Annotated in this window: 14 protein-coding genes and 10 pseudogenes; 14 read left to right on the plus strand and 10 right to left on the minus strand. The window is 60.4% G+C overall.

The features are described from left to right. Nucleotides 1–158 precede the first annotated feature (158 nt). The 3 genes and pseudogenes from ML401_RS36595 to ML401_RS36605 all read right to left on the minus strand — a co-directional run. Nucleotides 159–1,225 (minus strand): annotated as a pseudogene (locus ML401_RS36595) (methyl-accepting chemotaxis protein); the annotation flags it as partial. 24 nt (nt 1,226–1,249) lie between these two features. Further along, a complete protein-coding gene (locus ML401_RS36600) occupies nt 1,250–1,513 on the minus strand; it encodes a hypothetical protein (protein ID WP_285813308.1) in 264 nt (87 codons plus the stop codon). Between the two features lie 72 nt (nt 1,514–1,585). Continuing rightward, a complete protein-coding gene (locus tag ML401_RS36605) occupies nt 1,586–2,173 on the minus strand; it encodes a hypothetical protein (protein ID WP_285813309.1) in 588 nt (195 codons plus the stop codon). Between the two features lie 649 nt (nt 2,174–2,822). On the opposite strand from ML401_RS36605, the gene ML401_RS36610 reads away from it, so the two are divergent. After that, nucleotides 2,823–3,925 (plus strand): IS3 family transposase gene (locus tag ML401_RS36610; protein WP_285813310.1). Its coding sequence is split into 2 segments (ribosomal slippage): nt 2,823–3,084 and nt 3,084–3,925, totalling 1,104 coding nucleotides; the frame shifts between segments, so codons are not numbered across the junction. 598 nt (nt 3,926–4,523) lie between these two features. Here ML401_RS36610 and ML401_RS36615 read toward each other — a convergent pair. Together ML401_RS36615 and ML401_RS36620 are read right to left on the minus strand one after the other, a co-directional pair. Then, the gene (locus tag ML401_RS36615; RefSeq protein ID WP_285813311.1) at nt 4,524–5,552 is read right to left on the minus strand and encodes an IS110 family transposase; all 1,029 of its coding nucleotides are present in this window, start codon (nt 5,550–5,552) and stop codon (nt 4,524–4,526) included. 128 nt (nt 5,553–5,680) lie between these two features. Further along, nucleotides 5,681–7,236 (minus strand): annotated as a pseudogene (locus ML401_RS36620) (ISL3 family transposase). A gap of 141 nt (nt 7,237–7,377) precedes the next feature. On the opposite strand from ML401_RS36620, the pseudogene ML401_RS36625 reads away from it, so the two are divergent. From ML401_RS36625 to ML401_RS36660, 8 genes and pseudogenes are all read left to right on the plus strand, one after another. Continuing rightward, nucleotides 7,378–7,571 (plus strand): annotated as a pseudogene (locus tag ML401_RS36625) (IS110 family transposase); the annotation flags it as partial. 641 nt (nt 7,572–8,212) lie between these two features. After that, entirely contained in the window at nt 8,213–9,814 is a 1,602-nt protein-coding gene (locus ML401_RS36630; RefSeq protein WP_285813312.1) for a hypothetical protein, read from the plus strand. Then, on the plus strand, nt 9,811–10,491 hold the full coding sequence (locus tag ML401_RS36635) for an HAD family hydrolase (RefSeq protein ID WP_285813313.1): 681 nt from the start codon (nt 9,811–9,813) through the stop codon (nt 10,489–10,491). Before ML401_RS36630 ends, ML401_RS36635 begins: the two co-directional genes overlap by 4 nt. A gap of 3 nt (nt 10,492–10,494) precedes the next feature. Beyond that, entirely contained in the window at nt 10,495–11,400 is a 906-nt protein-coding gene (locus ML401_RS36640; protein ID WP_285813314.1) for an NAD(P)-dependent oxidoreductase, read from the plus strand. A gap of 1,079 nt (nt 11,401–12,479) precedes the next feature. Continuing rightward, a complete protein-coding gene (locus tag ML401_RS36645) occupies nt 12,480–12,878 on the plus strand; it encodes a transposase (RefSeq protein ID WP_285813376.1) in 399 nt (132 codons plus the stop codon). Further along, nucleotides 12,766–13,163, plus strand: a pseudogene (locus ML401_RS36650) (transposase); the annotation flags it as partial. The gene ML401_RS36645 and the pseudogene ML401_RS36650, both read left to right, overlap by 113 nt. A 119-nt stretch (nt 13,164–13,282) precedes the next feature. Beyond that, nucleotides 13,283–14,671 (plus strand): IS1182 family transposase, encoded by a 1,389-nt coding sequence (locus ML401_RS36655; protein ID WP_285813315.1) that lies wholly within the window; start codon nt 13,283–13,285, stop codon nt 14,669–14,671. Nucleotides 14,672–14,723: 52 nt separating this feature from the next. Next, a pseudogene (locus ML401_RS36660) lies at nt 14,724–14,984 on the plus strand (transposase); the annotation flags it as partial. 309 nt (nt 14,985–15,293) lie between these two features. Here ML401_RS36660 and ML401_RS36665 read toward each other — a convergent pair. Beyond that, nucleotides 15,294–16,515, minus strand: a pseudogene (locus tag ML401_RS36665) (IS110 family transposase). A 269-nt stretch (nt 16,516–16,784) separates the two neighbouring features. Here ML401_RS36665 and ML401_RS36670 point away from each other — a divergent pair. The 3 genes and pseudogenes from ML401_RS36670 to ML401_RS36680 form a co-directional block, all read left to right on the plus strand. Then, nucleotides 16,785–17,000: pseudogene (locus ML401_RS36670) on the plus strand (transposase); the annotation flags it as partial. A gap of 283 nt (nt 17,001–17,283) precedes the next feature. Beyond that, nucleotides 17,284–18,588, plus strand: coding sequence for an IS701 family transposase (locus tag ML401_RS36675; RefSeq protein WP_285813217.1), 1,305 nt, complete (start codon nt 17,284–17,286; stop codon nt 18,586–18,588). 217 nt (nt 18,589–18,805) lie between these two features. After that, a pseudogene (locus ML401_RS36680) lies at nt 18,806–19,093 on the plus strand (transposase); the annotation flags it as partial. 118 nt (nt 19,094–19,211) lie between these two features. On the opposite strand, the gene ML401_RS36685 reads toward ML401_RS36680, so the two are convergent. The 3 genes and pseudogenes from ML401_RS36685 to ML401_RS36695 all read right to left on the minus strand — a co-directional run bounded on the left by ML401_RS36685 (nt 19,212) and on the right by ML401_RS36695 (nt 21,511). After that, a complete protein-coding gene (locus tag ML401_RS36685) occupies nt 19,212–19,451 on the minus strand; it encodes a hypothetical protein (protein ID WP_128929832.1) in 240 nt (79 codons plus the stop codon). Beyond that, nucleotides 19,448–20,641, minus strand: a pseudogene (locus ML401_RS36690) (IS91 family transposase). The gene ML401_RS36685 and the pseudogene ML401_RS36690 overlap by 4 nt, the downstream one beginning before the upstream one ends. A gap of 9 nt (nt 20,642–20,650) precedes the next feature. Further along, complete coding sequence (locus ML401_RS36695; RefSeq protein WP_285813316.1) at nt 20,651–21,511, minus strand: site-specific integrase; 861 nt, start codon at nt 21,509–21,511, stop codon at nt 20,651–20,653. A gap of 107 nt (nt 21,512–21,618) precedes the next feature. Between ML401_RS36695 and ML401_RS36700 the strand changes: the two are divergent. Beyond that, nucleotides 21,619–22,422, plus strand: a pseudogene (locus ML401_RS36700) (IS5 family transposase); the annotation flags it as partial. Next, nucleotides 22,422–22,766 carry a hypothetical protein gene (locus ML401_RS36705; protein ID WP_285813317.1) on the plus strand — a complete coding sequence of 115 codons (345 nt, stop codon included), beginning with the start codon at nt 22,422–22,424 and terminating at the stop codon, nt 22,764–22,766. The pseudogene ML401_RS36700 and the gene ML401_RS36705, both read left to right, overlap by 1 nt. Before the next feature lie 157 nt (nt 22,767–22,923). Here ML401_RS36705 and ML401_RS36710 read toward each other — a convergent pair whose 3' ends face one another. Next, the gene (locus ML401_RS36710; protein WP_285813217.1) at nt 22,924–24,228 is read right to left on the minus strand and encodes an IS701 family transposase; all 1,305 of its coding nucleotides are present in this window, start codon (nt 24,226–24,228) and stop codon (nt 22,924–22,926) included. Between the last annotated feature and the right edge of the window lie 226 nt (nt 24,229–24,454).

Here is a 24,454-nt window from a genome sequence, read left to right on the forward strand (position 1 = left end):
TCAAAACTTCGGTGCTTTGCCGCAAGGTCCCACTGTGGCGTCGTGCCTCGGCGACTGGATGCATCGCTGTATGGAGCGGGAATGCGATCACATTGGCGCAGAAATACTCACCTCGCGCAGGTTTGAAGGGATTGTTCATCAAAGCACCTTCCACGTTCTCAGGTCGCACGAACGGTCATCAGGAACTTTGCCGCCTCGCTCTTGAGGCGGGCGCTATCGGCTGACCGCGTTTGCGCGGAGGCCAGCAACTGGTTCGAAGCCGAGCCGGGCTCTGATGCATCCTGCTTAACGTCTGTGATGCTCGATGCGATGGGATGCGTTCCTTGGGCCGCCTTCTGAATATTCTGGGAAATCTCCTGCGTTGCGGCGCCCTGTTGTTCGACGGCAGACGCGATGACCGAAGAGGATTCCGAGATGCGGCTGATGGTGCCGCTAATGCTCTGCATGGCGAGCACGAGCTCCTGGGTCACGGCCTGAATGCCGCCGACCTGGTGCGTGATCTCGCCGGTCGCCTTTGCGGTCTGTTGGGGCCAAAGCCTTGACTTCGGCTGCGACGACTGCAAATCCGCGCCCGGCCTCACCGGCACGCGCAGCTTCAATGTGGCGAGGGCCAACAGGTTGGTCTGACCTGCGGTACCGTAGATGAGAGCAACGATGTCGCCGATCCGTGTTGCGGCATTTGACAGCCGGTTCACGCCATGATTGGTGTCGTGGGCCTGCTGAACGGCGCTGCCTGCAATGCGCGTGGCATCCTGAACTTGCCGCGCGATCTCCGACATCGAGGCACCCATCTCCTCTGTTGCAGATGCAATTGACTGCACGTTCACTGGAGGCTTCCCCTGCGGTCAAGGAAACCACCGTGGATCGCTCCTGGGTGCTTTCTGCGGTTCGGCTCAGCGTGCTTGCGGCTGCCTCCAACTCTGTTGAGAAGGACGAATCTCTCCGACGGCTTTTTCGAAGTGGCTTGCGAGCTGGTGCAGTTCGGCCTGGTGTTGAGCTGCGGCGCGCGCCTCCGTCTGCGCTTGTTCGGTGCGCAGGCGAGCCGTCTCCAGCATGTTGTCCTTGAACACCCGGACACTTCGGCCATTTCCCCGATCTCATCTTTCTTTCCAAGCCCAGGCACCGTGATCGAGGTGTCGCGGCCGGCGAGCCTTCTCATGCCCGCTGTCATGCCGCGGATTGGGCGGGCGATCGCCCGGCCTGTGAGCAGCGCAATTGCCGCGCAGCCCGAGGCCAGTCGCGAGCAGGATCAAAGGACCAAGGCGAGGCGCGACAAATCCGCCTGAATGCGATGGGCGGCCGTGTCCCCTTTGGGACCTTCGATCAGATCGAGCACCCTTAAGGCACAAGGGGCGGCTTCCGTGGCAAGAATATCGGCCGGTACATTCCATCCTGGGGAATCGCGAAGAGAGAAGATCTTCTCGTAAAGGGGCTGGATGATGCTGTGAGCCTTTCCGATCTTGGCAAGAGAGCCCTGTTGGGAAGGGATGAGAAGTTGTGCCTGAGAAGTCACGTCAGCCAGCCCTCTTTCGAACAGCTCCCAGGGGCTTGAAACACTTCATCTTGTCGGCTTTCTTGCCCGATATCAGGTGCATGCGCAGGAGCGAGGTGGCGGCCGCAAAGTGTCCCCTTCTGTCTGCCATTGTCTTGAGCAACTTTTGCGTTCCGCTGGTCGCCTCAAGGCCCTCCTCCTTCGTCGATCATGCGGGTCGCTTCGGCAAAAATTGTATCGGCGGCCGGTCACGACTTCACTCACCATCACTTTGGTGGCCGGATAAGCTTCAGGTGTAAACGCGATCGCGGAATTCGACGAGCAATGCCTTGGCTTCAGCCCAGCTTCGCTGGTCGGCGCTTGAGAAGTGGGCAGCCATCTCGTCGATGGCAGCAAGGTGGTCTCGCTTTCCGTCCAAAGGGCGGCGCGGTCGAGCTTGCCTTGTGAATTGCCGCTGAGAATGTAACCGCGCAGTGCCGACAGCGTCGCATGGACATGTCCCACCAGCTCGGTGCTGGCGATCGCAACGGACGTACGCACAGCCACCGCCTCGTCCACGGTGCGGGAGACGCCGCGCACGGCGATCACAGTATGTCCCACGAAAACTGCGACGTTCGCGCAAACAGCAATAAAGCCGGCTGCGGGGCGGCGGCCGATCCGCAACTTCAACTTGGGAAACATCAACTTGCTCCACGTCTTCTGCTATCGGCACAGCATAGGGAATAAGAATAATGATCGGGTTAGTCAAATTTTGTCCCTCGCGACTGAGCCCAACTCGCAAATTGATCAAAGCTCTTCGGCCAGGACCATGAGATCGCTCGAAACTAGCGGGTTTGCAGGCGATGATCAGAATACGTCCACCGGAGGCTGCCTCATCCTGCGCCGGCGCCAGGAGCCACTCTCTTGCGCGCTCTGACTTCGCGCGAGGCCAAAGTGCAGCTAAGGCAAAGCTCGAAATGCCAATGGGCAACGGAAGCTGGGCGTAGTCTGTTGCGGACCCTAAATGCGAAGCGACAGCGGACGTATCGCTTCAATAACACTTTTGCAGGCAGCCGAAAAACGACCTGAAAAATGACCACCGCCGGACATCTGGTCTAGGCAGAGTAGCCTCTCATGTGCTTGCAATGCTGGCGGGATTGCGCTGTCCTCAGAATCAATTGCTTCGGTCTGGCATTGCCTGTTGGGGTCGCAGGATGATCACACAAATTGCAAGAGTCGTTTCCAGCACGGTCAGAACACCAGCTGAGGTGATCTGAGGCCGGCAAACTGGACCAATTTTGGCTAGAGTCTTGCGCTGCCGAATCCCCTCGGCTGGAAGGAGCGGACGACGATGAAGGCCTCGAAGTTTTCGGACGCCCAGAAGGCGTTTATCCTGAAGCAGGGCAACGACGGGGTCCCGGTTGCAGACATTTGCCGCAAGGCCGGGATCAGCCAGGCGACCTATTTCAACTGGAAGAAAAAGTACGACGGACTGCTGCCGACCGAGATGCGCCGGTTGAAGCAGCTCGAGGACGAGAACGCCAAGCTGAAGAAGCTGGTGGCGGACCTATCGCTCGACAAGGAGATGCTGCAGGACGTGATCCGCCGAAAGCTGTGAAGCCTGGTCGGAAGCGCAAGCTCGTCGATGAGGTTTGCGGGGAGTGGCAGGTCTCGATCCGCAAGGCCTGTGCGGCCCTCGAGTTCGATCGATCGACCTATCACTACAAATCTCGTCGCTCCGGCCAGGCGGCCCTCGAAGCTCGGATCAAGGAGATCTGCCATGTTCGCATCCGCTACGGCTATCGCCGCGTCCATGTGCTGTTGCGCCGCGAGGGATGGCGTCACGGCCAGAACAAGACCCGTCGCATCTATCGCGAATTGGGCCTGCAATTGCGCAACAAATCGCCCAAGCGCCGGGTCAAGGCCAAGTTGCGCGACGACCGGCGGCCGGCGACGCGGGTCAACGAGATCTGGGCGATGGACTTCGTTCATGACCAGCTGGCCACCGGCGGCAAGCTCCGGGTGCTCACGATCGTCGATATCTTCTCCCGCTTCTCGCCCGCACTGGAGCCGCGGCTCACCTTCCGCGGCACCGATGTCGTGGAGGTACTGGAAAGGGTTTGCAATGAAGTGGGACTCCCGGCGACGATCCGGGTCGATCAAGGCAGCGAGTTCGTGTCGCGCGATCTTGACCTCTGGGCCTACCAGCGCGGCGTCACGCTGGACTTCTCACGACCCGGCAAGCCGACCGACAACGCCTTCATCGAAGCCTTCAACGGCCGCTTCCGGGCCGAATGCCTCAACACCCATTGGTTCCTGTCCCTTGCGGATGCCCGGCAAAAGGTGGAGACTTGGCGAAGATACTATAACGAAGAACGGCCCCACGGGGCGATCGGCAATCGGCCGCCGATTTTGCTGCAAAATCACGTCGGCGACACCAGCCCGCCAACGTGATCAGAGGCGCAAAACTCTAGTTCCGGGTGGTCCAAAGTTCGGTCTCGCTGCAGAGGACGGTGATACTCTCAAGATCCTTGGTATTGTTTTATGGAGCAGGTCTTCTGCTCTCCCTTCTCGTCGCAATGGCCTTTGCGCTCGATTGGCGCCTTTGTGATGGTTCAGCGGTTCATCGCGATCAGGTCGAGCCGAGCAGTTCGCCTCTAAAGCGCGCGGCAGAGGAATTCACCGTGACGCCTGTCATTCGGCCCTTCAATTGCAGTTTGTTGTCAAGCTTACATTTCTGAACTCCTCGCTGCACCGTGGTAGTGCTCGCGCCGTCGGAGCTGGTCTGGGTTGCGGAGACGGCGCGAGCGCGGCTGATACGTGCTTTGCCGGCCAGGCATTGGATCGCCCGGGCTGGTTGATGTCTTCGCTGGGGTCATGGTCCTTTCCGAGGTCGCGCAGCGCCTCATGATGATGTCCGGGTCGGGCGCCTCAACGTCTGCAGCGGAGTACAGTCAAGCTGCCACCAGCCGAATGAACGAGGTCGCCACAACACCGTCCCAGCGGGACATCGCCAGTCCGGCAGACCGGACCAGGAACTTTACAAATCGGATCAGGCTTCCTTCGCCTGGACCCAGTCGAACGATGTGCCGTCGACCCAGATACAGTGAAGAACGATGGCGATTTTGCGCGCGATGGCGACCTTTGCCTTTCGCATGCCAATCCGCTTGGCGAGCTTCATGCCCCAAGCCTTGAGAGAGGACCATTTCTTCGTTCGATAAAGGAGGACGGTCGCCGCCTCGTACAGGTAAGTTCGGAGAAGACGGTCGCCCCATCGTGATATCTTGCCATTGATGTCAGTTTCGCCAGACTGGTTGCGTCGAGGCGTAAGACCCAGATAGGCGCCGACGCTTGATGCCGATCGGAAGCGCGATGGGTCGTCGATGGTATGGCGGAAGGTCAAGGCGGTCACCACGCCGACACCAGGAACCGTCATCAGGCGGCGCGTCGTCTCATCCGACTTCGCCAACTGGCGGACTTCGTCGTCGAACGTGCTTTGCTGCTTGCAGATCTGCTCATGCATCGACAGAAGCGGCGCGATCACACTGAAGAGCAGATGATCTTCGCCCAATAGCTCGCAAACCTGATTGCGAAACTGCAGTCCGATCGCGCGTGGGAACAGCAAGCCGTATTCTTTGATTAGACTGCGGACCTGGTTCTCGATATCTCGACGAATGGCCACGAGCCGGGATCTCGCGACGAGTATCGCGCGGATCTTCTGACTTTCCTCGCTCTTGACTTTGACTTCTCGATACCAGCCAACCCGCACCAGTTCGGCCAGACCTCGGGCATCATTCTGATCGCTCTTGTTCATGCGTACGGACAAGGCCGCGTGGGCATGCCGCGCGTCGATACAGACCACCGGAAGATCAACCCTACGAAGTTCATGCCATAGCCAACTCGCCATCGCCCCGTTCTCAAATCCGATGCGCTCCGCCTGTGGCGCCCGCTTGCGAAGCAGTGCCGTGAGCGCCCCCGGGTCGGACTTGGCCTTTCCCTCGAACAAGACCTGACCCACTTCGTCGACCACACATACCGACGTTTCTTTTTGCGAGACATCCAGCCCAACATATTGCTTCATAGCCCCCTCCGATTCGCGAGATTGCGGGAAGGCTTGAAGATAGCGAACCTTTCGAGCCGCAAGCGCCGACCGCAATAACGTCAACGTCTGCAATATTGGCTCTGACGCGATCTTGGTGCAGCTCCATTCTATTCAGCGCCGATTAGCCTGGCTTGGAGCAGATCGATTTTCCGCGGCCGTACATTTGCCGCCTGATGAATTTGCGGCGGGTGATCTGCCCCTCCGTCTGTCCGTTGGACCAAGGTAAGGTGATCGCCGATCGGACCGCCGCTTCGTCATTCGTAACGCCACGGGCGAATGAGGCAACGAGACTGGCGCGAGCGCGCTCGATCCACGGTGACAGCTCGGCGGCGGCTCTGCGCCGGATCAGCAAGTGGAATTCGGCGACGATCTCGCGTGCCTCGACGAAGGTCGGTACGCCGGCTTCGATCGCCGCGACAGTGACCGTCTCTGCCTTCGAGAGCGTATCACGTCCAATCGTCACGAGACGAGCGATCGTTCTGGCCGAGGGGATCCGGTGAAGGCTTTGTGCATCGGCCTTTTCGGCCTGCCGCCTGCGTGTTGCCCATTCTGCGACGACACGAAGAGAGCCCCGGAAGCCGCGCGCCTTTAAGCGCCGCCAAAGTTCAGCTCCGTTTCGGCAGCCAGCAGCCCACTGGTCATCGAGCCACGGCAGGTGCTGATCGAGCGAACTCTGCCGGGTTCGGAAGACATCGTGGCGTTCGCCACGGATTACTTGACGAACCAGCTTCCTGCTATGGCCTGTCTGGCGCACGATCTGCTTGATCGGCGTTCCGCCTTTCGACAGCGCCAAGATCGTCGCATTGGTCTCTTCGCGGCGAAGATATCCTTCATACTGCAGGCGCTCGGCCGCGCTGAGCAGTTTGGGATTGATGGTTGTCGCCCCGATTGCGCTGCGGATCTGGCGCATCGACTTGCGGACGGCATCAAGGAAGGCTCGACTGGCGTTCTCCATCAACTGCCAACCGTCTGCGACCTGAACCGCGTGCGGCAAGGCCTTTGCCGCAGCTTCTCCATATCCCCCGCCGCGGTCGCGAGCGACGATCGCGATCGTGGGATGCGCAGCCAGCCAGGCTTGGGCGGTCGCGGGCTCGCGATCCGGCAGCAATGTAACGACCCGTCGCCTTTCCAGGTTGCAGATGATGCTGGCGTATCGGTGATTGCGCCGCCATGCCCAATCATCAATGCCGATAACCTTGAGCGCGTCAGCTGGGGAACGGTGACGGCGTCGGACCACGCGCAGGAAGGTATCCTTACTCACCGGCAGCATCAGTCGCCTCGCGAAGTCTGCTGCCGGTCGACCGCCAAGCGCCAGGCCGAGGTGATGAACGATAGAATCCAGCCTAGCCGTGCGTCGCGCCGAGGATGCCAGAACCTCTTCGGCGAAGCGCTCAGTGAAGATTTGACGCCCGCACAGAACGGCGTCGCAGCGGAAACGGCGAGCGATCACCAGGAGCTGGACGATCCGCCCTGAAAGCGGCAAATCGGTCACGCGTCTTCGATAGTGGCTATGGACACGTCGAGAAACCGCTCCGCACGAGGGACATAGACCAATGCTTCCGGACGCCCGGACCACAACAATAGCCTTATCACCGTCATAGTACGCCCTCTCTACAACAAACCCACGCGGCACCAGACTGGAGCGGTGGAGCGCTTGCTGCATGACGCTGATTCTTCCCCAATCAAGGCGCCAGACATCCCCCAAACTGCATCAAAAGTGAAGTCAGAGCCAAATTTGAACACGATGACGTAATTGCGGTCGACGTTCGGGAGGGAGGTACTCTCGCTATTGTCGAGCTCTTACCTATTCGAGGCCGCAACCGTTCTGCTGTACCGAGCAAAGAAATGGTCTTGCCTCAAGGCCTGGGGCATGAAGCTCACAAAGCGGATTGGCATGAGGAAGGCAAAGGTAGCCGTTGCCCGAAAGATCGCCGTAATCCGCACTGTATCTGGGTCGACGGCACATCGTTCGACTGGGGCCAGGCGAAGGAGGCCTAACCCTATTTTTTAAGTTCCTGGTCCGGCCTGCCGGACTGGCGATGTCCCGCTGGGACGGTGGTCGTGGCGACCTCGGTCAATCGGCTGGTGGCGGTTCGTCCGCACTCCGCTGCAAACGTTGAGGCGCCCGATCCGGACATCATCATGAGGCGCGTCCCGCGACCTCGGAAAGGACCATGACCCCAGCTACGACATCAACCCAACTACGCCGAAGCCGCCAACGACATCGATTATCTAATCCCTCTGGGCGATCGTCGCACCATCCGCGATCGCTCCGTCTCCGCAACCCCGACCAGCTCCGACGGAGCAATCGCTACCGGCGTGCCACCGGAGAGAATGAATGGCAGCTTGACAACAACCCGCAATTAAAGGGCCGATTGACACCGAGAGACGCGAAGAGGCCCCAGCGTTTGACGGACTTCGGACCAATTCGTCGTACTTTGGACAGAACGTCGGGAGTCGTGCACGAATCCCACCACAGGCCCTTGGCGACCATTCCCTGTTTCGTCGTCGCGTCAGCGGTCTGAGCAGTGGTATGGCGCTTGCTTAAACGGGTCGAGCCCGACCTTCACGGCGGCGGTTGAACATGATCGCCCCTCGTCGCGGGCCGAGACGCGGGTCTACACGAAGGAAGGTAATACATGTCCGGCATAGCCGCTGCGTTCGTGCGCCCTTTAAGCAGCTCACCGGTGACGGTCTATGAGCGGCTTAAGCACATGATCCCGCGACTTGCGGGTCGTGGCCAGGCGGGGATCAGCGTTGCGGCCTTCATGCGCAAGCAAGGAATGGCATATGGGGAAGCACGTTGGTCATCAAGCGAGTCAGTACGCATTGAACACAATGAACAAAACCCGCGTTTTCAGCCCCACGTTGCAATTGCGCATATCCGTTGCGGATGCGGCGAGCTCAGTAATGGTGGTGACGTTCTGCCGATCGTTAGCAAAGCGACCGCTGGACGGCGTTTGGCTCTGGCTCTGGATGGAGCCATGGTCAACGCTCGTGCAATCAGAGATGAATATCTTACCCAGGAACAGCGCGAGAGTGTTAAGACAGACGCGGAGCTCTTGGTCAAGTGCATCGAGCACTGTTGCGAGAGAGACTTTTGGCGCCATGGTCTGGCGGTCAACTACGAGAGCGTATTTCGCGAGATTGATGATCGCATTGACGGTGCTATTAGCGCCGTCCTCTTGGACGCCAACGGGAATCTGGTTGCGTTTCGCAATCGAAGCGGCTTGCGACCGTTGGAGAATATGCAAACAGATGATGGGTTATTGCTCTTCGCTTCCGAGAATTGTGCGTTTGCCGATCTAGAGGGTAAGACGCGGCAAATATTGCCGGGCCACATCAAGTATGTGGACGGAACAACAGGGCGCAGCGTTGATCAATCAGTGACCGACAAGCGGCATAAGGCTGGCCTCTGTTCCTACGAAGTGATCTATTTAGGAAATCCAAACACGGTGATCGGTGGTCAGTCACTATTTAGGACCCGCTACAATATCGGGGTCGGCGTGGGGGGGCTAGTTGCACGCCGACTTCAAGCTGAAGCAGAATCGACACGTACAATCGTGACCTCCATGCCGCATACTGGTGGGCCATACGCCGATGGCCTGCATGCAGCCCTCAGGGAACACGGCTTGCCTGTTGAGCGTCGCGAGATTGTCAAAACGGCGTTCCTTCAGCGCACCCTCCTGTGCACGCCCGGCGCGCGGAAATCCCGCATCGCTCAGAAGTACTGCGTGCACGATACCGACCTTGCAAACACTAGCATAGTAGTTGTGGACGAGGCTCTCATTCGCGGCGATACCAGTCAAGCTGTCACGAGCATGCTCCTGGCCGCTGGCGCCAAAGCTGTACATTGGGCAATCGGGTCGCCGCCGATTGTGGCTCCGAATTATTACGGTATGCGCATTGAAAGCCTGGATGAACTAGCATTCTGGCAGAGTTGGGAACGATTGCCTTCCGAGCCGCGCGCGCAGAGCCTTCGCTTTCACAAGATGCCACTCGCTGCTCTGAAATGCATCGAGAGCAATATTGCGGCATCCGTCGGTGCCGCCACGATAACATATCTGCCCTTTTCGCTCTTAAGGCCGTTGCTGCCCCCTGGAGCGGAGAGCTTTGATTTGTCGCCTTTTACATTCGAGATGCCAACCGCCGCGGGACAGAGGCGCGCGGACAGGAACTTGCGCAGGTTGCTGGGCGACCAGTTTCATGCGCGATCGATCGACGGTGAGGTTCGCTCATGAAACCAGTGCTTGTCTTTGATTGGAATGGAACGCTGCTCGATGATGCGCAAGCGCTGCTCCAAACGACCAATAGCATTCTTAACCACTTTGGCCGCCCAAGGATCGATATGAAGACGTTTCGAGAACATTGCGAGGTCCCACTATCCCGTCTTTATCGCAGTCTCGGAATGTCGCAGGACGAGATTGCAGTTGTGGATCGAGACGGCGGTGCGGTCTTCCACGACACCTATGAACCTTTGGCGGATCAAGCGGATCTGCGCGATGGCGCGCGCAGAGTGCTCGAACTGGCACACCGACACGCAGCGTTGTCCATCATCATGAGCAATCACGTGGTCGGCCCCCTTCGATCTCAATTACGGAGGCTTGGAATCCATAACTACGTCAAGGACGTTCTCGCCTTCGAAAACCGCTTCACTCAGTACAAGTCGATGAGCAAAGGAGATCGACTTGGTTTGTACATGCAGACGAACAAGCTAGACCCAGCGTCAATGTTCATCATCGGGGATATGCCTGTCGAGACGGAGATTGCCCGCAAGCTGGGATTGACAAGCGTATCAATTACGGGAGGGTTTGTTTCAGAGTCCCGCTTACGGGCGGCGAAACCTGACTACACGATTCACAATCATAACGAGCTGTTGCCCATCCTAAGAAGGCATGGATTTTTCTTGGAAGTATAGACCATGACAGACGAGAAGTCGGTGGCCGGCGCAGGTCGAAATACAGCGAAGCAGAGGATAGGCCTGATCGGCGTCGGGCGGATGGGGAGCGGAATGGGTATCAGCCTGTTGCGTCGCCAGTTCGAGCTGCATATCAAAGCCAACATTCATCGCCACGGTGCGGACCGATTGGCTGCTGCAGGTGCATATGAACATCCGTCCGTCGCCGAGTTGTCGCAGCACGTAACTACCGTGGTACTATCGCTGCCCTCAAGCCGCGAGGTTGAGGCGGTGTGCCTTGGGCCGGATGGGCTGTTTCTTCATATGCCTTGTGGAGGGTTGATAATTGACTGCACTACGTCTTATCCTGCTTCGACAGTTGCGCTGGCTGAGCGGGCCCAAAAACGTGGCTTAGGTTTTGTAGATGCCCCAGTAACACGAAGTCCCGAACAAGCAGAGCTTGGTCTTCTCAACGCGATTGTTGGGTCGAACGAAGCCCTCTTTCCCGCGGCTGAGCGCATTCTTGCTGCGTTTTGCGAGACGGTTCTTCATGTGGGAGATGTCGGACAAGGTCATACGCTGAAGCTTGTTTATAACAGTATGACAATGGGCACAGCGGCCGTCGCTGCGGAGGTCTGCCAATTCGCGGACGCTCTTAATATCGATCTGGTAACACTTCGCTCTCTGGTCAGTCGCGGCTCCACCAATAGCGGAATATTCCAAGCTTTCGTGGCCTTTCTGTTGGGAGAGAAACCGGATGTCCTGGCTGTCTCTATTGCCAATTCGGCAAAGGATATTGAGTGCGCAGTGCGCCTGGCCGACAAGAACGCCGTTTCGGTGCCTGTCTTGGCGGCTGCTGCGCACAAGTTGAGCGTCTCGGCCGCTGCTGGTAAGGGCGAGCTGACACTGCCCCATTTGTCCTACCTATAAAGTCTGTCTGGTTGAACGGCAGTGTCGCCCGCCTCCGCTGCAAGTAGTGGAAGTCCTGGCACGGCGGCTTATAAATTGACATTCAAAACCACTCGACTCGGTGATCGCCTGACCACTGGAGTCAGTTCGCGGGCAATACCTTCCAGCGACCCCAGGACTGGTCGGGCTGGGAGGGACAACCAGAAGGCCAAACACGACCATCTCTCTTAGGTCTGCGTCGTGCGGGTTCTGCGTAAGCGCCAAACTGAGGCCATTCCGGCTTTGAAGGGCCAGGCATGAGCGCATCGATTTGCGATATCGGCCTTCCCTGCGCGTACTACTGGAGAGTTTGCGTCAGCCAGGTGAGCGGAAAGCGACATCGTGCATCTTCGCGGCCTGCGTGAGCGACACGATGGATTGCCCAGGTGCGGCCGCCGTCATGGCTGGACGGTGTTGGAGCCGATCTCGATACGTCGTCGCTTAGAAAGCGCTCGATGGCGGTGCGTCTGGATGTGGCATAGCGGATCGCCTCGGCTAGTGCGGAGTTGCCCGACGGACCCGGCAGCTCCGTGGTCCATAGATCGAAGAGCGCACGTACGATAGCTGCGGACCCGTTTGGCGCGCTTTCATCCGCGTCCCAAAATACTGGCTGCGTATGATCTCTACAGCCTGGCTTGCCGGTGACGGTCTGGGTCGGCAGGAGCTCTCGTCGACGTGAAGCTCGTATATTGTATATCCGTCTCCCGACGTGGACAAAGCACGCTGCCAGCATCACGCGCTCTTGGGACCCGCTAACCTGGCGGCCCGATTATAGCGGGATAGCCGTTGGCCTGCAGGATGCCCGTAAAGCCTGCCAGATGCCGATCGACGCAATCATCGCCGCGACCGCCCTCGAAGCTATAGCCGACCATCGGTGGACTGATGCCGGGTCGTGTCCCCATTGATGGTGTAGCTCGGTAGAGCAAAGCCGTCCGCACGCGCGCTTACAGATAGCGCCGTAGCGGGCGGACGGCTTTGCGGTGGTCACCGGCAGTTCGCCGGTAGGGTCGGATTGCTGACCACCAACCTGATTCGAGGAACCACCGATGACCGACGAGATGATGAACCTTCGCGCGCTCGTGGAGAAGGCCCCTGACGCCGACCTGCTGCGCGAGATGATCGGCTTTGCCGCCCAGCGATTGATGGAGCTGGAGGTCGGCGGGCTGACCGGCGCGGCCTGCGGCGAGAAGAACCCCGAGCGTCTGGCGCAGCGCAATGGCTACCGTGACCGGACCTGGGAGACGCGCACCGGCGCGGTCGAGCTGCGCATTCCCAAGCTGCACAAGGGAAGTTACTTTCCCGGCTCTCCAGGAGCCACGCCGGATGGCCGAGAAGGCGCTGACCGCCGTGGTTCAGGAAGCCTATGTGCAGGCCGTCTCGACCCGTTCGGTGGACGACCTCGTGCAGGCGATGGGCATGAGCGGAATCTCCAAGAGCCAGGTGAGCCGGCTCTGCGGTGAGATCGACGACAAGGTGAAGGCCTTCCTCGCCCGTCCGATCGAGGGCGACTGGCCGTATTTGTGGATCGATGCCACCTACGGAAGGTGCGCCAGAATGGCCGCATCGTCTCAGTCGCGGTGATCATCGCGGTCGGCGTCAACAGTGACGGCCGGCGCGAGATTCTCGGCATGGACATCGGCCCGTCCGAGGCCGAGACGTTCTGGACCGCGTTCTTGCGCCAGCTCGCCCGCCGCGGGCTGCGTGGCGTCAAGCTGGTGATCTCGGATGCCCACGAAGGCATCAAGGCTACCGTCGCCAAGGTGCTCAATGCCACCTGGCAGCGCTGTCGCGTGGGGTCGTTGAAAAAGCTGCAATTGGCTGATTCCGTTCTCGTCGGCGATTCGCGATTGGCGGAGCAAACGAGATGCTGGGGCGCAAGGAGCGGGATCAGTTGGAGCTCTTCATCACTGGCTCGCTCAGACAGCTCGTCCCAGATGAGCACGTGCTGGCACGGGTCGATCGTGTGCTCGACCTATCTTGGCTAAGGGAAGAGGTCTCCGACTGCTATAGCGCGAACGACGGTCGGCCAGGCATCGATCCGGAGGCCGCGGTCCGCCTGATGCTCGCGGGTCTGCTCACCGGCATCGTGCACGATCGCAAGCTGATCCGAGAGGCTCAGGTTAACATCGCCATTCGCTGGTTTGCTGGTTATGGCCTGCATGAGCAGCTACCGCACCATTCCAGCCTGACGCGCATCCGCCAGCGCTGGGGCGAAGAGCGATTCCGTAGGATCTTTAAACGCACGGTCCAGGCCTGTCTGAAGGCCAAGATCGCAACAGCCGAAGTGGTTCACATCGATGCGTCGCTAATCCGCGCCAACGTGAGTTGGGATAGCCTCACCGAGCAGCATGTGGTGGATGTGCTGAGCGAAAATCAAAGCGAAGATGAAAGCGAGGATGAGAGAAAGGGCCGGCAAAGCGGGAAGTACAAAAAGGTCTGCACGACTGATCCCGATGCGACAATGGCTACGAATGCCCGAAACCGGCGGCTGGAGCCCGCTTACAAGCAGCACACTGCCGTCGATGACAAGGTCGGTGTCATTCTGGATGTCGCGGTCACGACTGGACAAACGAACGAAGGAGAGATGATCGAGCCGCAAGTCGATGAGGTCGAAGCGATTACGGGCATCGACATCAAGGTCGTCACCGCCGATGCGGGCTATGCCTACGCTAAAGTCTACGGCGCGCTCGAGCGGCGCGGCATTGATGCCCTCATCCCAGCTAAAGCCGAACCAATCAAGAGTCGCGTACCGCTCAGACGCTTCCGGTACGATGCCAAGAACGACATCTTGAAGTGCCCGCGAGGACGTATCTTGCGCCCCGCGCGGCCCATCAAGCACGGCCGTTTCTTTTACTCGAAGTCGAAGGATTGCACCCGGTGTCCGCTCAAGGGGGATTGCCTATCCAAAGGGCGGGTTAACAAAGCGGTCGTTGTCGGTGACCATTATCCGGCACTGCTGCGCGCCCGCCGCCGTCGCGAGCGATGGAGTAAGCAGGATCGACATCTCTATCAACGCCATCGCTGGCGCTCAGAGGGCTTCCACGGCGAAGCCAAAACTTGGCATGGGCTGGCGCGCGCCGTACGGCGCGGTCTACCGAATATGAAGATCCAGGCCTACCTGACGGCCGCCGCCATCAACCTCAAGCGGCTGGCAACCGCTCTCCTTGCGCTTATTCTGTCTTGGATTGTCCCTCATAATGCGTTTGCGGCTTCAGATAGCGCCGTAGCGCGGGCTTTGACGCGAGGGCCATGATAGGCCGGTCGCTGCATCGCGCGAATCTATGGGCCACTTCTTCAACGACCCCCGCGTCCACTTCATGCGCAACGTCCTGGCGCATGCCGGCAAAAGCGGACGGCGCGTCGTCTCGGCCTTCATCGCCACCGCCTTCGCCCAGGACGATGCCGAAGCGGCCAGGATGCAGTGGCGCAAGGTCGCCGACCAGCTCCGTCCCAAGCTGCCCAGGCTCGCCGCCTTCATGGATGAAGCCGAGCCCGACGTGCTCGCCTATATGAGCTTCCCGGCTCCGCACCGCGCCAAGCTGCACTCCACGGATGAGATGGACAAGTGATTTTTTGTGACCGCCGCGATGACGATTGCGGAGATCGCGTGCGTCCATTCTTTTGTTCGGCCGCGGGCCATTCTTCCGTCCCGGCCACCAATCTCGCAGCCGCCGCGCGCAGGGTCGGTCAAGGCTGGCCGCGTTTGGCGGCCACCGCGAGGCTTGGCCTTGACCGGCCCGAGCACGGCGGCATGCTGGCGTGGAACGGGACTGCATTCCTGGCTGGCACTTGCCGTCAGCGGCGGTTATGGTTCTCGGGCGCGGGCGACCTCGTGGCGAAGCGTGACGCGTCGGCTGCAAGCGTCACCGGACCGCCTATTTTGTCCTGCCGAGCTGAGGCGCCCGCGCGCCGGGTTTTGGCCGCCGCGGTTTCCATTGCGAAACCAATCGTTCGTAGCTTCGCTCCGCCTGCGCGGCGATCAACATCTCGCGGTTGCGCAGCGCCTTGATGTTGTAGGCATAGGCTAGTCCACGTCCGCTACCTCTCTGTTGCGGATGTCCGGCTTGAAGTTGCATCGCGCGGGTCTTGCTGGCGACCAGCGCCGGGCGTGCCCACAGGTAATCCTCGCCCTTCGTCAGCAAATGCCAGCAGAGCACCGTGAGCTTGCGAGCCACGGCCGCCGCGGCGACCTGATGGCCGCGCCGAGCGCGGATCCGCACGAAAAACGCATGCAGTGGATCGGGCGCCTTGGCCGCGGCCCAGGCCGCCTCGACCAGCATGGCGCGCGCGTGACTGCGGCCGATCTTGCTGATGCGACCGTGATGGGCGGCTCCCAGTCCCGACTGCCGCACCCGCGGGGTTCAGCCCGAAATAGCTCACCAGCTTCTGCGGGCTGTCGAACCGGCTAATGTCGCCGATCGCCGCCACGATGCCGGCGGCGACCGCCAGATTGACGCCAGTGATCGTCATCAATCTGTTGACCGCGAGATCGTCGATGGCGTCCTGCGCGATCTCGCGATCGAGCTGAGCTAGATCTTCGGCCGGCCGGTCAAGCTCACGGACGTGCCGATCGATGGCCGCGCGCTCATCGTCCGGCAGTTGTTGGGCGGCCAACCAAGTTCGGCCGCGGGCGTTGAAAAGATCGGCATGCGGGCACTTCGGGATCAGGTGGGCGTGCAGGATCGAATGCACCTCGTTCTTGAGCCGCGTGCGATGCCGCACGACCTGGTAGCGCCGCGCCACCAGCCGACGCTTGCGTTCGGTCTCCGCATCAGGCGTCCAGATCTGCGGCAGGTACCCGGCCGCCTGCAGACTGGCGAGCGTGCCGGCATCGATCTTGTCGGTCTTAACGTGAGCCTGGGCGATCGCCTTTCCTTTACCTGCAGCGGATTGACGATAATCACTGTGCCACGAACGGCGCCAGAACTCGCGACACCGCCATGCTGTTGGCGGTCGCTTCGACCACTACCTCATCGCTGGGCAGCAGGGTCTTGCCAAATCCCTCCAGCGCAGTCCGCGTCATATCGATGCGGCCCGTAGTCGGAGCCTGCCATCCTCCCAAAAAACCACCTCGCCGAAAGTTCGGTGGACGTCAATGCCAATCACCCGTCGCATTCGCACCTCCTGCCAGATACATGACCATGACGGGAGCTGCGGGCGACACGACAACTACGGATTCGCGCTCCCAGCGCAACCGGGCGAGTCGCAGACGCGGCCAGCTACTAACTCGAGCTCTCGGCTCATCGAATAACATCGGCCTGCCCGCACCTCGTGCTCCCGGTGCCTCTGTCCCGATGGTCGCACCATACGCCACGATGTAGAACACCGCAGCGGGAACGTTGGCACCGAGACATCTCATACCGGTTACCAATCCGATCGAGCGCCTCAACGGCGAAATCAAGCGGCGGACCGAAGTGGTCGGCATCTTCCCCAATGAAGACGCCATCGTCCGCCTCATCGGAGCGATCCTGCTCGAGCAGAACGACGAATGGGCTGTCCAGCGTGCCCGCTACATGACGCTGGAAACCATCGCGCCGTTGAGCGATGATCCCACCGTCAGCCTTCCAGCTATCGCCAGCTGACCAGCCCGGCTCTCGCCGGCGAACGCGGTGACCCGCCGCCACCTACACCACGCTAGGGGACAGGATCCCTTATAATTGCGAAGGCGTTAGTATCGCGGGTATGTTCGGTCACATGAGATCCCGTCAAACCAGTCACAAGCATCTCTGACAATCGAGCATCATCCGCTACGTGGGGGCGCCTACACGATTACTGTTCTAGTCTTACTGAGTCAGAGTGTCGCGGCCTTTGTCGACAGGAATCATATATTTGAGAAGACTCACTTTTCAGCAAGCGAGGGCTGAGATGAGTCTGACAAAATCGGGGGACGTCGCGTCGCGGTTTTCGGCATATGTCGAGGGCCTTGCGAGCGTGATTGGACATGCAGGACGCGCCAAACCGCTGCGCGATTACTGTACCGGGTTGATGATGCCATGCGATCGCAAGAGTGTCGAGCCGATGGCGGCGATGACGGCTCCTGAGCGGACAGCAGCGCAGCACCAGTCGTTGTTGCATTTTGTCGGTCAAGGCGACTGGTCGGACCAGCAAGTGTTGGCCAAGGTCCGTGAGTTCGTGCTGCCGAGGATCGAACGCCACGGAGCGATTGAAGCTTGGATCATCGATGATACGGGCTTTCCTAAGAAGGGACGGCATTCGGTCGGGGTTGCACGGCAATATTGCGGCCAACTGGGCAAGCAAGACAATTGTCAGGTCGCGGTGACTCTTTCGATTGCCAACCATCAGGCGAGCCTGCCGGTGGCGTATCGCCTTTATCTACCAAAGGAGTGGGCGACCGACCGTCCGCGTCGGCGCAAAACCGGTGTGCCCAAAGAGATCACCTTCAAAACCAAGCCAGCCATCGCGCTTGAGCAATTGCGCTGGGCCTGTGCGGCGGGCTTGCCGCGTGGCGTCGTGCTGATGGACGCCGGCTATGGCGCTGATACGGATCTGCGTACGAGCATCACAGATCTCGGCTTGAACTATGTGGCCGGCATCCAGCCACAAACGTCGGTATGGCGCCCCGGCACTGGGCCGCGGGTGCCGAAGAAGTGGTCCGGGAGCGGACGACCTCCGAAGTTGCTGCGACGTGATGGCAAGTATCAACCGATCTCAGTTAAGAAGCTTGCGGTCGGCCTGCCAATCGATGCTTGGCGCAAGATCACGTGGCGTGAGGGGACGGCAGAACGCTTATCCTCGCGCTTTGCTCGTGTGCGCATCCGTCCGGCACATCGAGATTACTGGCTCGCCGAAAGCCGGCCGGAGGAATGGCTGCTGATCGAGTGGCCGGAGGGCGAGGAAGCACCCACCAAATATTGGTTCTCGACGCTTCCGGCGAACATTGGATTCCGTCAGCTGGTCGACACCGCCAAGCTGCGCTGGCGCATCGAGCGCGACTACCACGAACTCAAACAGGAGATCGGCCTTGGCCACTTCGAGGGGCGAGGCTGGCGCGGCTTCCACCATCACGCAACGTTGTGCATCGCGGCCTACGGATTCCTGGTCTCCGAGCGGGAGACGATTTCCCCCTCAGCTACAGGTCCCGCCCGGCTTTTCAAAGAAACTACAATTCCCAAAACTTATCGCCCGAGGGGGTCCGCCATTGCGGCCTGAACGGCACGTTCCAAATTCGATCGCGACTGTTCGGCGAGGATTGAGCGTCGCTCTCGCGTCCACACTATCTCGATGCCCCTGTTGCGTCAGGGCAGTCTCAAGTCAAAGTAGTCATCGAAAGTTATGACGCAGTAAGACTAGCAGGCTGTTGAAAAAGGCGCTCGCCGCCGACCGGCGACCGTGATTCATTGGCTCCGACGAGATTCGGAGGTGGTACGTGCGCGGCGGCGACAATCGAACGGGCGAGCTGTTCAGCTACGTCGACCTGGAGGCGCGGGTGCGTCGTGATCATCCGCTGCGAACGATCCGGGCGATGGTGAACGAGGCACTGTCGGCGCTGGAGCGGGAGTTTGCCACGCTCTATTCGCCGATTGGGCGGCCGTCGATCCCGCCGGAGAAGCTGCTGCGGGCGATGCTGTTGCAGGCGTTTTATTCGATCCGCTCCGAGCGGCTTCTGATGGAGCGGCTGGAATACGACCTGCTGTTCCGCTGGTTCGTCGGAATACTGGAGGGTTCAAATAGGTCCCGCGTCGCAGATCTCGCCGCAAGTCCAGCGCGGGACCTATTTGAAGCTGGATTGAACGAAGCCGCGTCTTGTGAGCGAGGACCTATGGGGGCTCGATCTAGGCGCCGGTAGGCGCGATTGACCCGATGTCGGGCCCGCGAGCGAGTGTGGCCGCAGATTGCCGTTGATATTGGCAGCAGAGGATGCCGGCGTCGATAGCGTCGAACGGCGCGTCAAGCCCAAGCGGCTGACTATCGCCCGTTCGCCGCGCGTTGTGAGCGTGCTTGATCGTTCCGACGGAGAACGTCGGCATGGCGATGCCTGCAGTGGGAGCGAACAAGTCGAGGTAGTCGGTCATGATGTATCGCAGCGAGGTGCTGCGCGTCGCGGCGTTTGCGCACGCGGCACAGGCCCAATCTCGACCATGCGGCCTCCGCAGATGGGGCACAAGTCGAGGCGGTGACCAATGAGGATGGCGCAGCGCTCACGATAGTCGACAGCTTCGGCAGGCGGAGGCGGCTCTGGCGCCTTTAGCGCCGCTCGGATGCGCGCGAGTTTGGCGACGCGGCAGGCGTTCGCCAGGAAGCCAAAATGACGGATGCGGCGAAACCCCTTCGGCAATACGTGGAGCAGAAAGCGACGAAGGAACTCCTCAGTGTCGAGCGTCATCACTTTGGATCTGTTGCCAGCGCGATAATCCTTCCACCGGAAGCGGACGTGGCCCTGGTCACAGGTAAGGAGCCGGCCGTTGGCGATTGCAACGCGATGGGTGTAGCGCCCGAGATAGGCCAGAACCTGTTCTGGTCCGCCGAAGGGACGCTTGGCGTAGACGACCCACTCGACCTTGCGGAGGGCGGTTAGATGGCGGGCGAATGCCGCTGGCTCGACGAGGTGCGCGAGATGGCCGAAGAGCTGGAGCTTGGTGCCATTGAACGCCGCCTGCAGGCGCTCCAGGAACAGCCGACGATACAATCGTGACAGGACGCGAACGGGAAGGAAGAAGCCGGGGCGACAATGAACCCAGCTTCCATCAGGGGCGATCCCGCCGCCTGGCACGAGGCAATGGGCATGCGGCTGATGCGTCAGGGTCTGGCCCCAGGTATGGAGAATGGCGATCATCCCGGTCTAGGCACCGAGATGCTTCGGGTTGGCGCTGATGAGACGGATCGTCTCGGCTGCTGCCTTGAGCAGGATGTCGTAGACCGCCGTCTTGTTCTGCAGCGCGATGGCGGCCACCGGCGCCGGCACGGTGAAGACGACATGGAAATAGGGGACCGGCAGCAGGTCGGCCTGGCGCTCGGCGAGCCATTGGGCGCGCGCGAGCGCTTGGCACTTTGGACAGTGCCGATCGCGACAGCTGTTATAGGCGACGCGGACCAGGCCGCAGTCGTCGCACCGCTCGACGTGGCCGCCGAGCGTCGCTGTGCGACACGCCTCGATGGCCGCCATCACACGGCGCTGATCGGAGGACAGCCGAGGACCCTGCGCGGCACGGAAGGCGCCGCCGTGGCGGCGGAGGATGTCCGCCACCTCGAGCACGGGGCGCATATGCGCAGCTCAGTCGGGTGGGATCACCCTGACGGAGAGTCCATCGAATGGGCTGGTCGTGCGGGCGAGCAGGTTGGTCGCAACCTGAGCGTAGCGCGCGGTCGATCCCAGGTCGGCATGTCCGAGCAGAACTTGAATGATGCGAATGTCGATCCCGCTTTCCAGGAGATGGGTCGCAAACGAGTGCCGGAGCGTATGGACAGTAATCGGCTTGGCAAGCCGAGCGCGGCGGCGGGCGGCGCGGCAGGCCGCCTGGACGCAGCGGACGCTGACATGTTCACTTGGGTCTTGGCCTGGAAATAGCCACAGCCCCGGTCGGGCTCGCATCCAGTACGTACGCAGAATCTCCAGCAGTCGCGGAGAAAGCATCGCGTAACGATCCCTGCCGCCCTTGCCGTTCTCGATGTGGATCAACATTCGCTTGCTGTCGATCGAGCTCACCTTCAGGCGGACGACTTCACTAACCCGTAAGCCAGCCGCATAAGCCGTCGCCAGCACGACGCGATTGCGCACCCCTGTAACCGCGTCCAGGAAGCGCTCGATCTCTTCGGCACTAAGCACGAGCGGGAGCTTGTCGGGCTTCTGGCCACCAATGATCCGCTCGAATGCCTCCGTCTGCCCGAGTGTGACGCCGTAGAAGAACCGCAGCGCGCAGGCCACCTGATTGATGTGGGACCACGAGCGCTTTTGGCCGATGAGATGTAGTTGGTAGGCGCTGACCTGCTCGAAACTCAACCGGTCCGGGGCATAGCCGAAATGGCGGCTAAACTTTGCGATCGCATAGATATAGGATTGTTGAGTCGACGGCGACAGATTGCGGACCGTCATGTCCTCGATCATGCGCTGCCGAAGAGGGCTCATCGTAGCCATCTGGGTCTCCTGTCTTGAGAGGGGTGGTGCGAAGACCAACATCCTCTCAGACAGGACACCTCAGTTCAGCAGGTTTGCCCCCTACTGCCGCGTAGCGGGTTCGTTCAATCGGCGTTGACGACGCCGCCTGGGATCATTCGGTGTTCTCGAAGAACCGCGACCGGCTGCTGGAAGGCGACATCGCGGCCAAGTTCCTGGCGGCGGTGCTGGCACAGCTCAAGGTGAAGAAGCTTCTATCGAGCGATCACTTCTCGGTTGATGGCACGCTGATCGAGGCCTGGGCCTCGATGAAGAGCGTCAAGCCCAAGGACGGCTCGGACGAGCCGCCGGCGCAAGGCGGGCGCAATGCCGATGCGGACTTCCATGGCCAGAAACGCTCGAACGACACCCATAGGTCGACCACCGATCCGGACGCCAGGCTCTACCGCAAGGGGAAAGGCAAGGAGACGAAACTGTGCTTCATCGGGCACGGGCTGATGGAGAACCGCCACGGCCTGCTGGTCGACGCCTGCCTGACGCAGGCCGACGGGCATGCCGAGCGGGTGGCCGCGCTGCACATGATCGAACCTCGTGCCGACCGGCCGACAGCGATCACGCTTGGCGCCGACAAAGCCTACGATGCAGAAGACTTCGTCAACGAACTGCGCTCGATGAACGTGACGCCGCATGTTGCACAGAACACCAGCGGCCGTAGTTCTGCGATTGACGGACGAACGACTCGGCACGGCCGCTATGCCGTCAGTCAGCGCATCCGCAAGCGGGTCGAGGAGGCCTTCGGCTGGATCAAGACGGTCGCGGGGCAAGAGAAGACCCGCTTCCGTGGCCGTGATCGCGTCGCATGGGCCTTTACCTTCGCTGCCACCGCCTACAATCTGGTGCGGCTGCCCAAGCTGATCGCGGAGACCGGCTGATGGCCAAGGTGCCCGGCTTCGCCAAGGCCTTTGTCGGCCGCTGGCGCATCGTCGAAATGGACAACTGGGACAGCGACTTCCTTGATCTTGTCGAAGAGGCGCATCTCACCTTCCAGGGCAAATCCAATGGCGAAATCGCCTTTGGGGTTCTCAAGGGCTTCCTGGACGTGCGCTACGGCACCCGCGACGGATCGGCCTGCGCGGAGTTCTCGTGGGAAGGGCACGACGAGAATGATCCCGTCTGCGGTCGCGGATGGGTCATGATCGGCACTGCAGGCAGGCTCGTCGGCCACTTCTACATCCACAATGGCGAGGAGTCAGGCTTCGTTTGCGAACGCGGCTGAGTTCTTCAACAGCCTGCTAGTCTTACTGCGTCATAACTTTCGATGACTACTTTGACTTGAGACTGCCCTGACGCAACAGGGGCATCGAGATAGTGTGGACGCGAGAGCGACGCTCAATCCTCGCCGAACAGTCGCGATCGAATTTGGAACGTGCCGTTCAGGCCGCAATGGCGGACCCCCTCGGGCGATAAGTTTTGGGAATTGTAGTTTCTTTGAAAAGCCGGGCGGGACCTGTAGCTGAGGGGGAAATCGTCTCCCGCTCGGAGACCAGGAATCCGTAGGCCGCGATGCACAACGTTGCGTGATGGTGGAAGCCGCGCCAGCCTCGCCCCTCGAAGTGGCCAAGGCCGATCTCCTGTTTGAGTTCGTGGTAGTCGCGCTCGATGCGCCAGCGCAGCTTGGCGGTGTCGACCAGCTGACGGAATCCAATGTTCGCCGGAAGCGTCGAGAACCAATATTTGGTGGGTGCTTCCTCGCCCTCCGGCCACTCGATCAGCAGCCATTCCTCCGGCCGGCTTTCGGCGAGCCAGTAATCTCGATGTGCCGGACGGATGCGCACACGAGCAAAGCGCGAGGATAAGCGTTCTGCCGTCCCCTCACGCCACGTGATCTTGCGCCAAGCATCGATTGGCAGGCCGACCGCAAGCTTCTTAACTGAGATCGGTTGATACTTGCCATCACGTCGCAGCAACTTCGGAGGTCGTCCGCTCCCGGACCACTTCTTCGGCACCCGCGGCCCAGTGCCGGGGCGCCATACCGACGTTTGTGGCTGGATGCCGGCCACATAGTTCAAGCCGAGATCTGTGATGCTCGTACGCAGATCCGTATCAGCGCCATAGCCGGCGTCCATCAGCACGACGCCACGCGGCAAGCCCGCCGCACAGGCCCAGCGCAATTGCTCAAGCGCGATGGCTGGCTTGGTTTTGAAGGTGATCTCTTTGGGCACACCGGTTTTGCGCCGACGCGGACGGTCGGTCGCCCACTCCTTTGGTAGATAAAGGCGATACGCCACCGGCAGGCTCGCCTGATGGTTGGCAATCGAAAGAGTCACCGCGACCTGACAATTGTCTTGCTTGCCCAGTTGGCCGCAATATTGCCGTGCAACCCCGACCGAATGCCGTCCCTTCTTAGGAAAGCCCGTATCATCGATGATCCAAGCTTCAATCGCTCCGTGGCGTTCGATCCTCGGCAGCACGAACTCACGGACCTTGGCCAACACTTGCTGGTCCGACCAGTCGCCTTGACCGACAAAATGCAACAACGACTGGTGCTGCGCTGCTGTCCGCTCAGGAGCCGTCATCGCCGCCATCGGCTCGACACTCTTGCGATCGCATGGCATCATCAACCCGGTACAGTAATCGCGCAGCGGTTTGGCGCGTCCTGCATGTCCAATCACGCTCGCAAGGCCCTCGACATATGCCGAAAACCGCGACGCGACGTCCCCCGATTTTGTCAGACTCATCTCAGCCCTCGCTTGCTGAAAAGTGAGTCTTCTCAAATATATGATTCCTGTCGACAAAGGCCGCGACACTCTGACTCAGTAAGACTAGGAGGGGTGGAGGTGAATAGCCGCCACCCTATGAGGTGCTGCGGTCTGAAATCACTCCTCTCTGATGTCGACACTCCTTCATTTGGTCAGGTGCGTGACAATTCGGGGCAAGATAGCAGCGTAAGTTTGCGCTGGCTTG

Origin of the sequence: Bradyrhizobium sp. 62B, from assembly GCF_030272265.2 — a bacterium.
GTDB lineage: Bacteria > Pseudomonadota > Alphaproteobacteria > Rhizobiales > Xanthobacteraceae > Bradyrhizobium.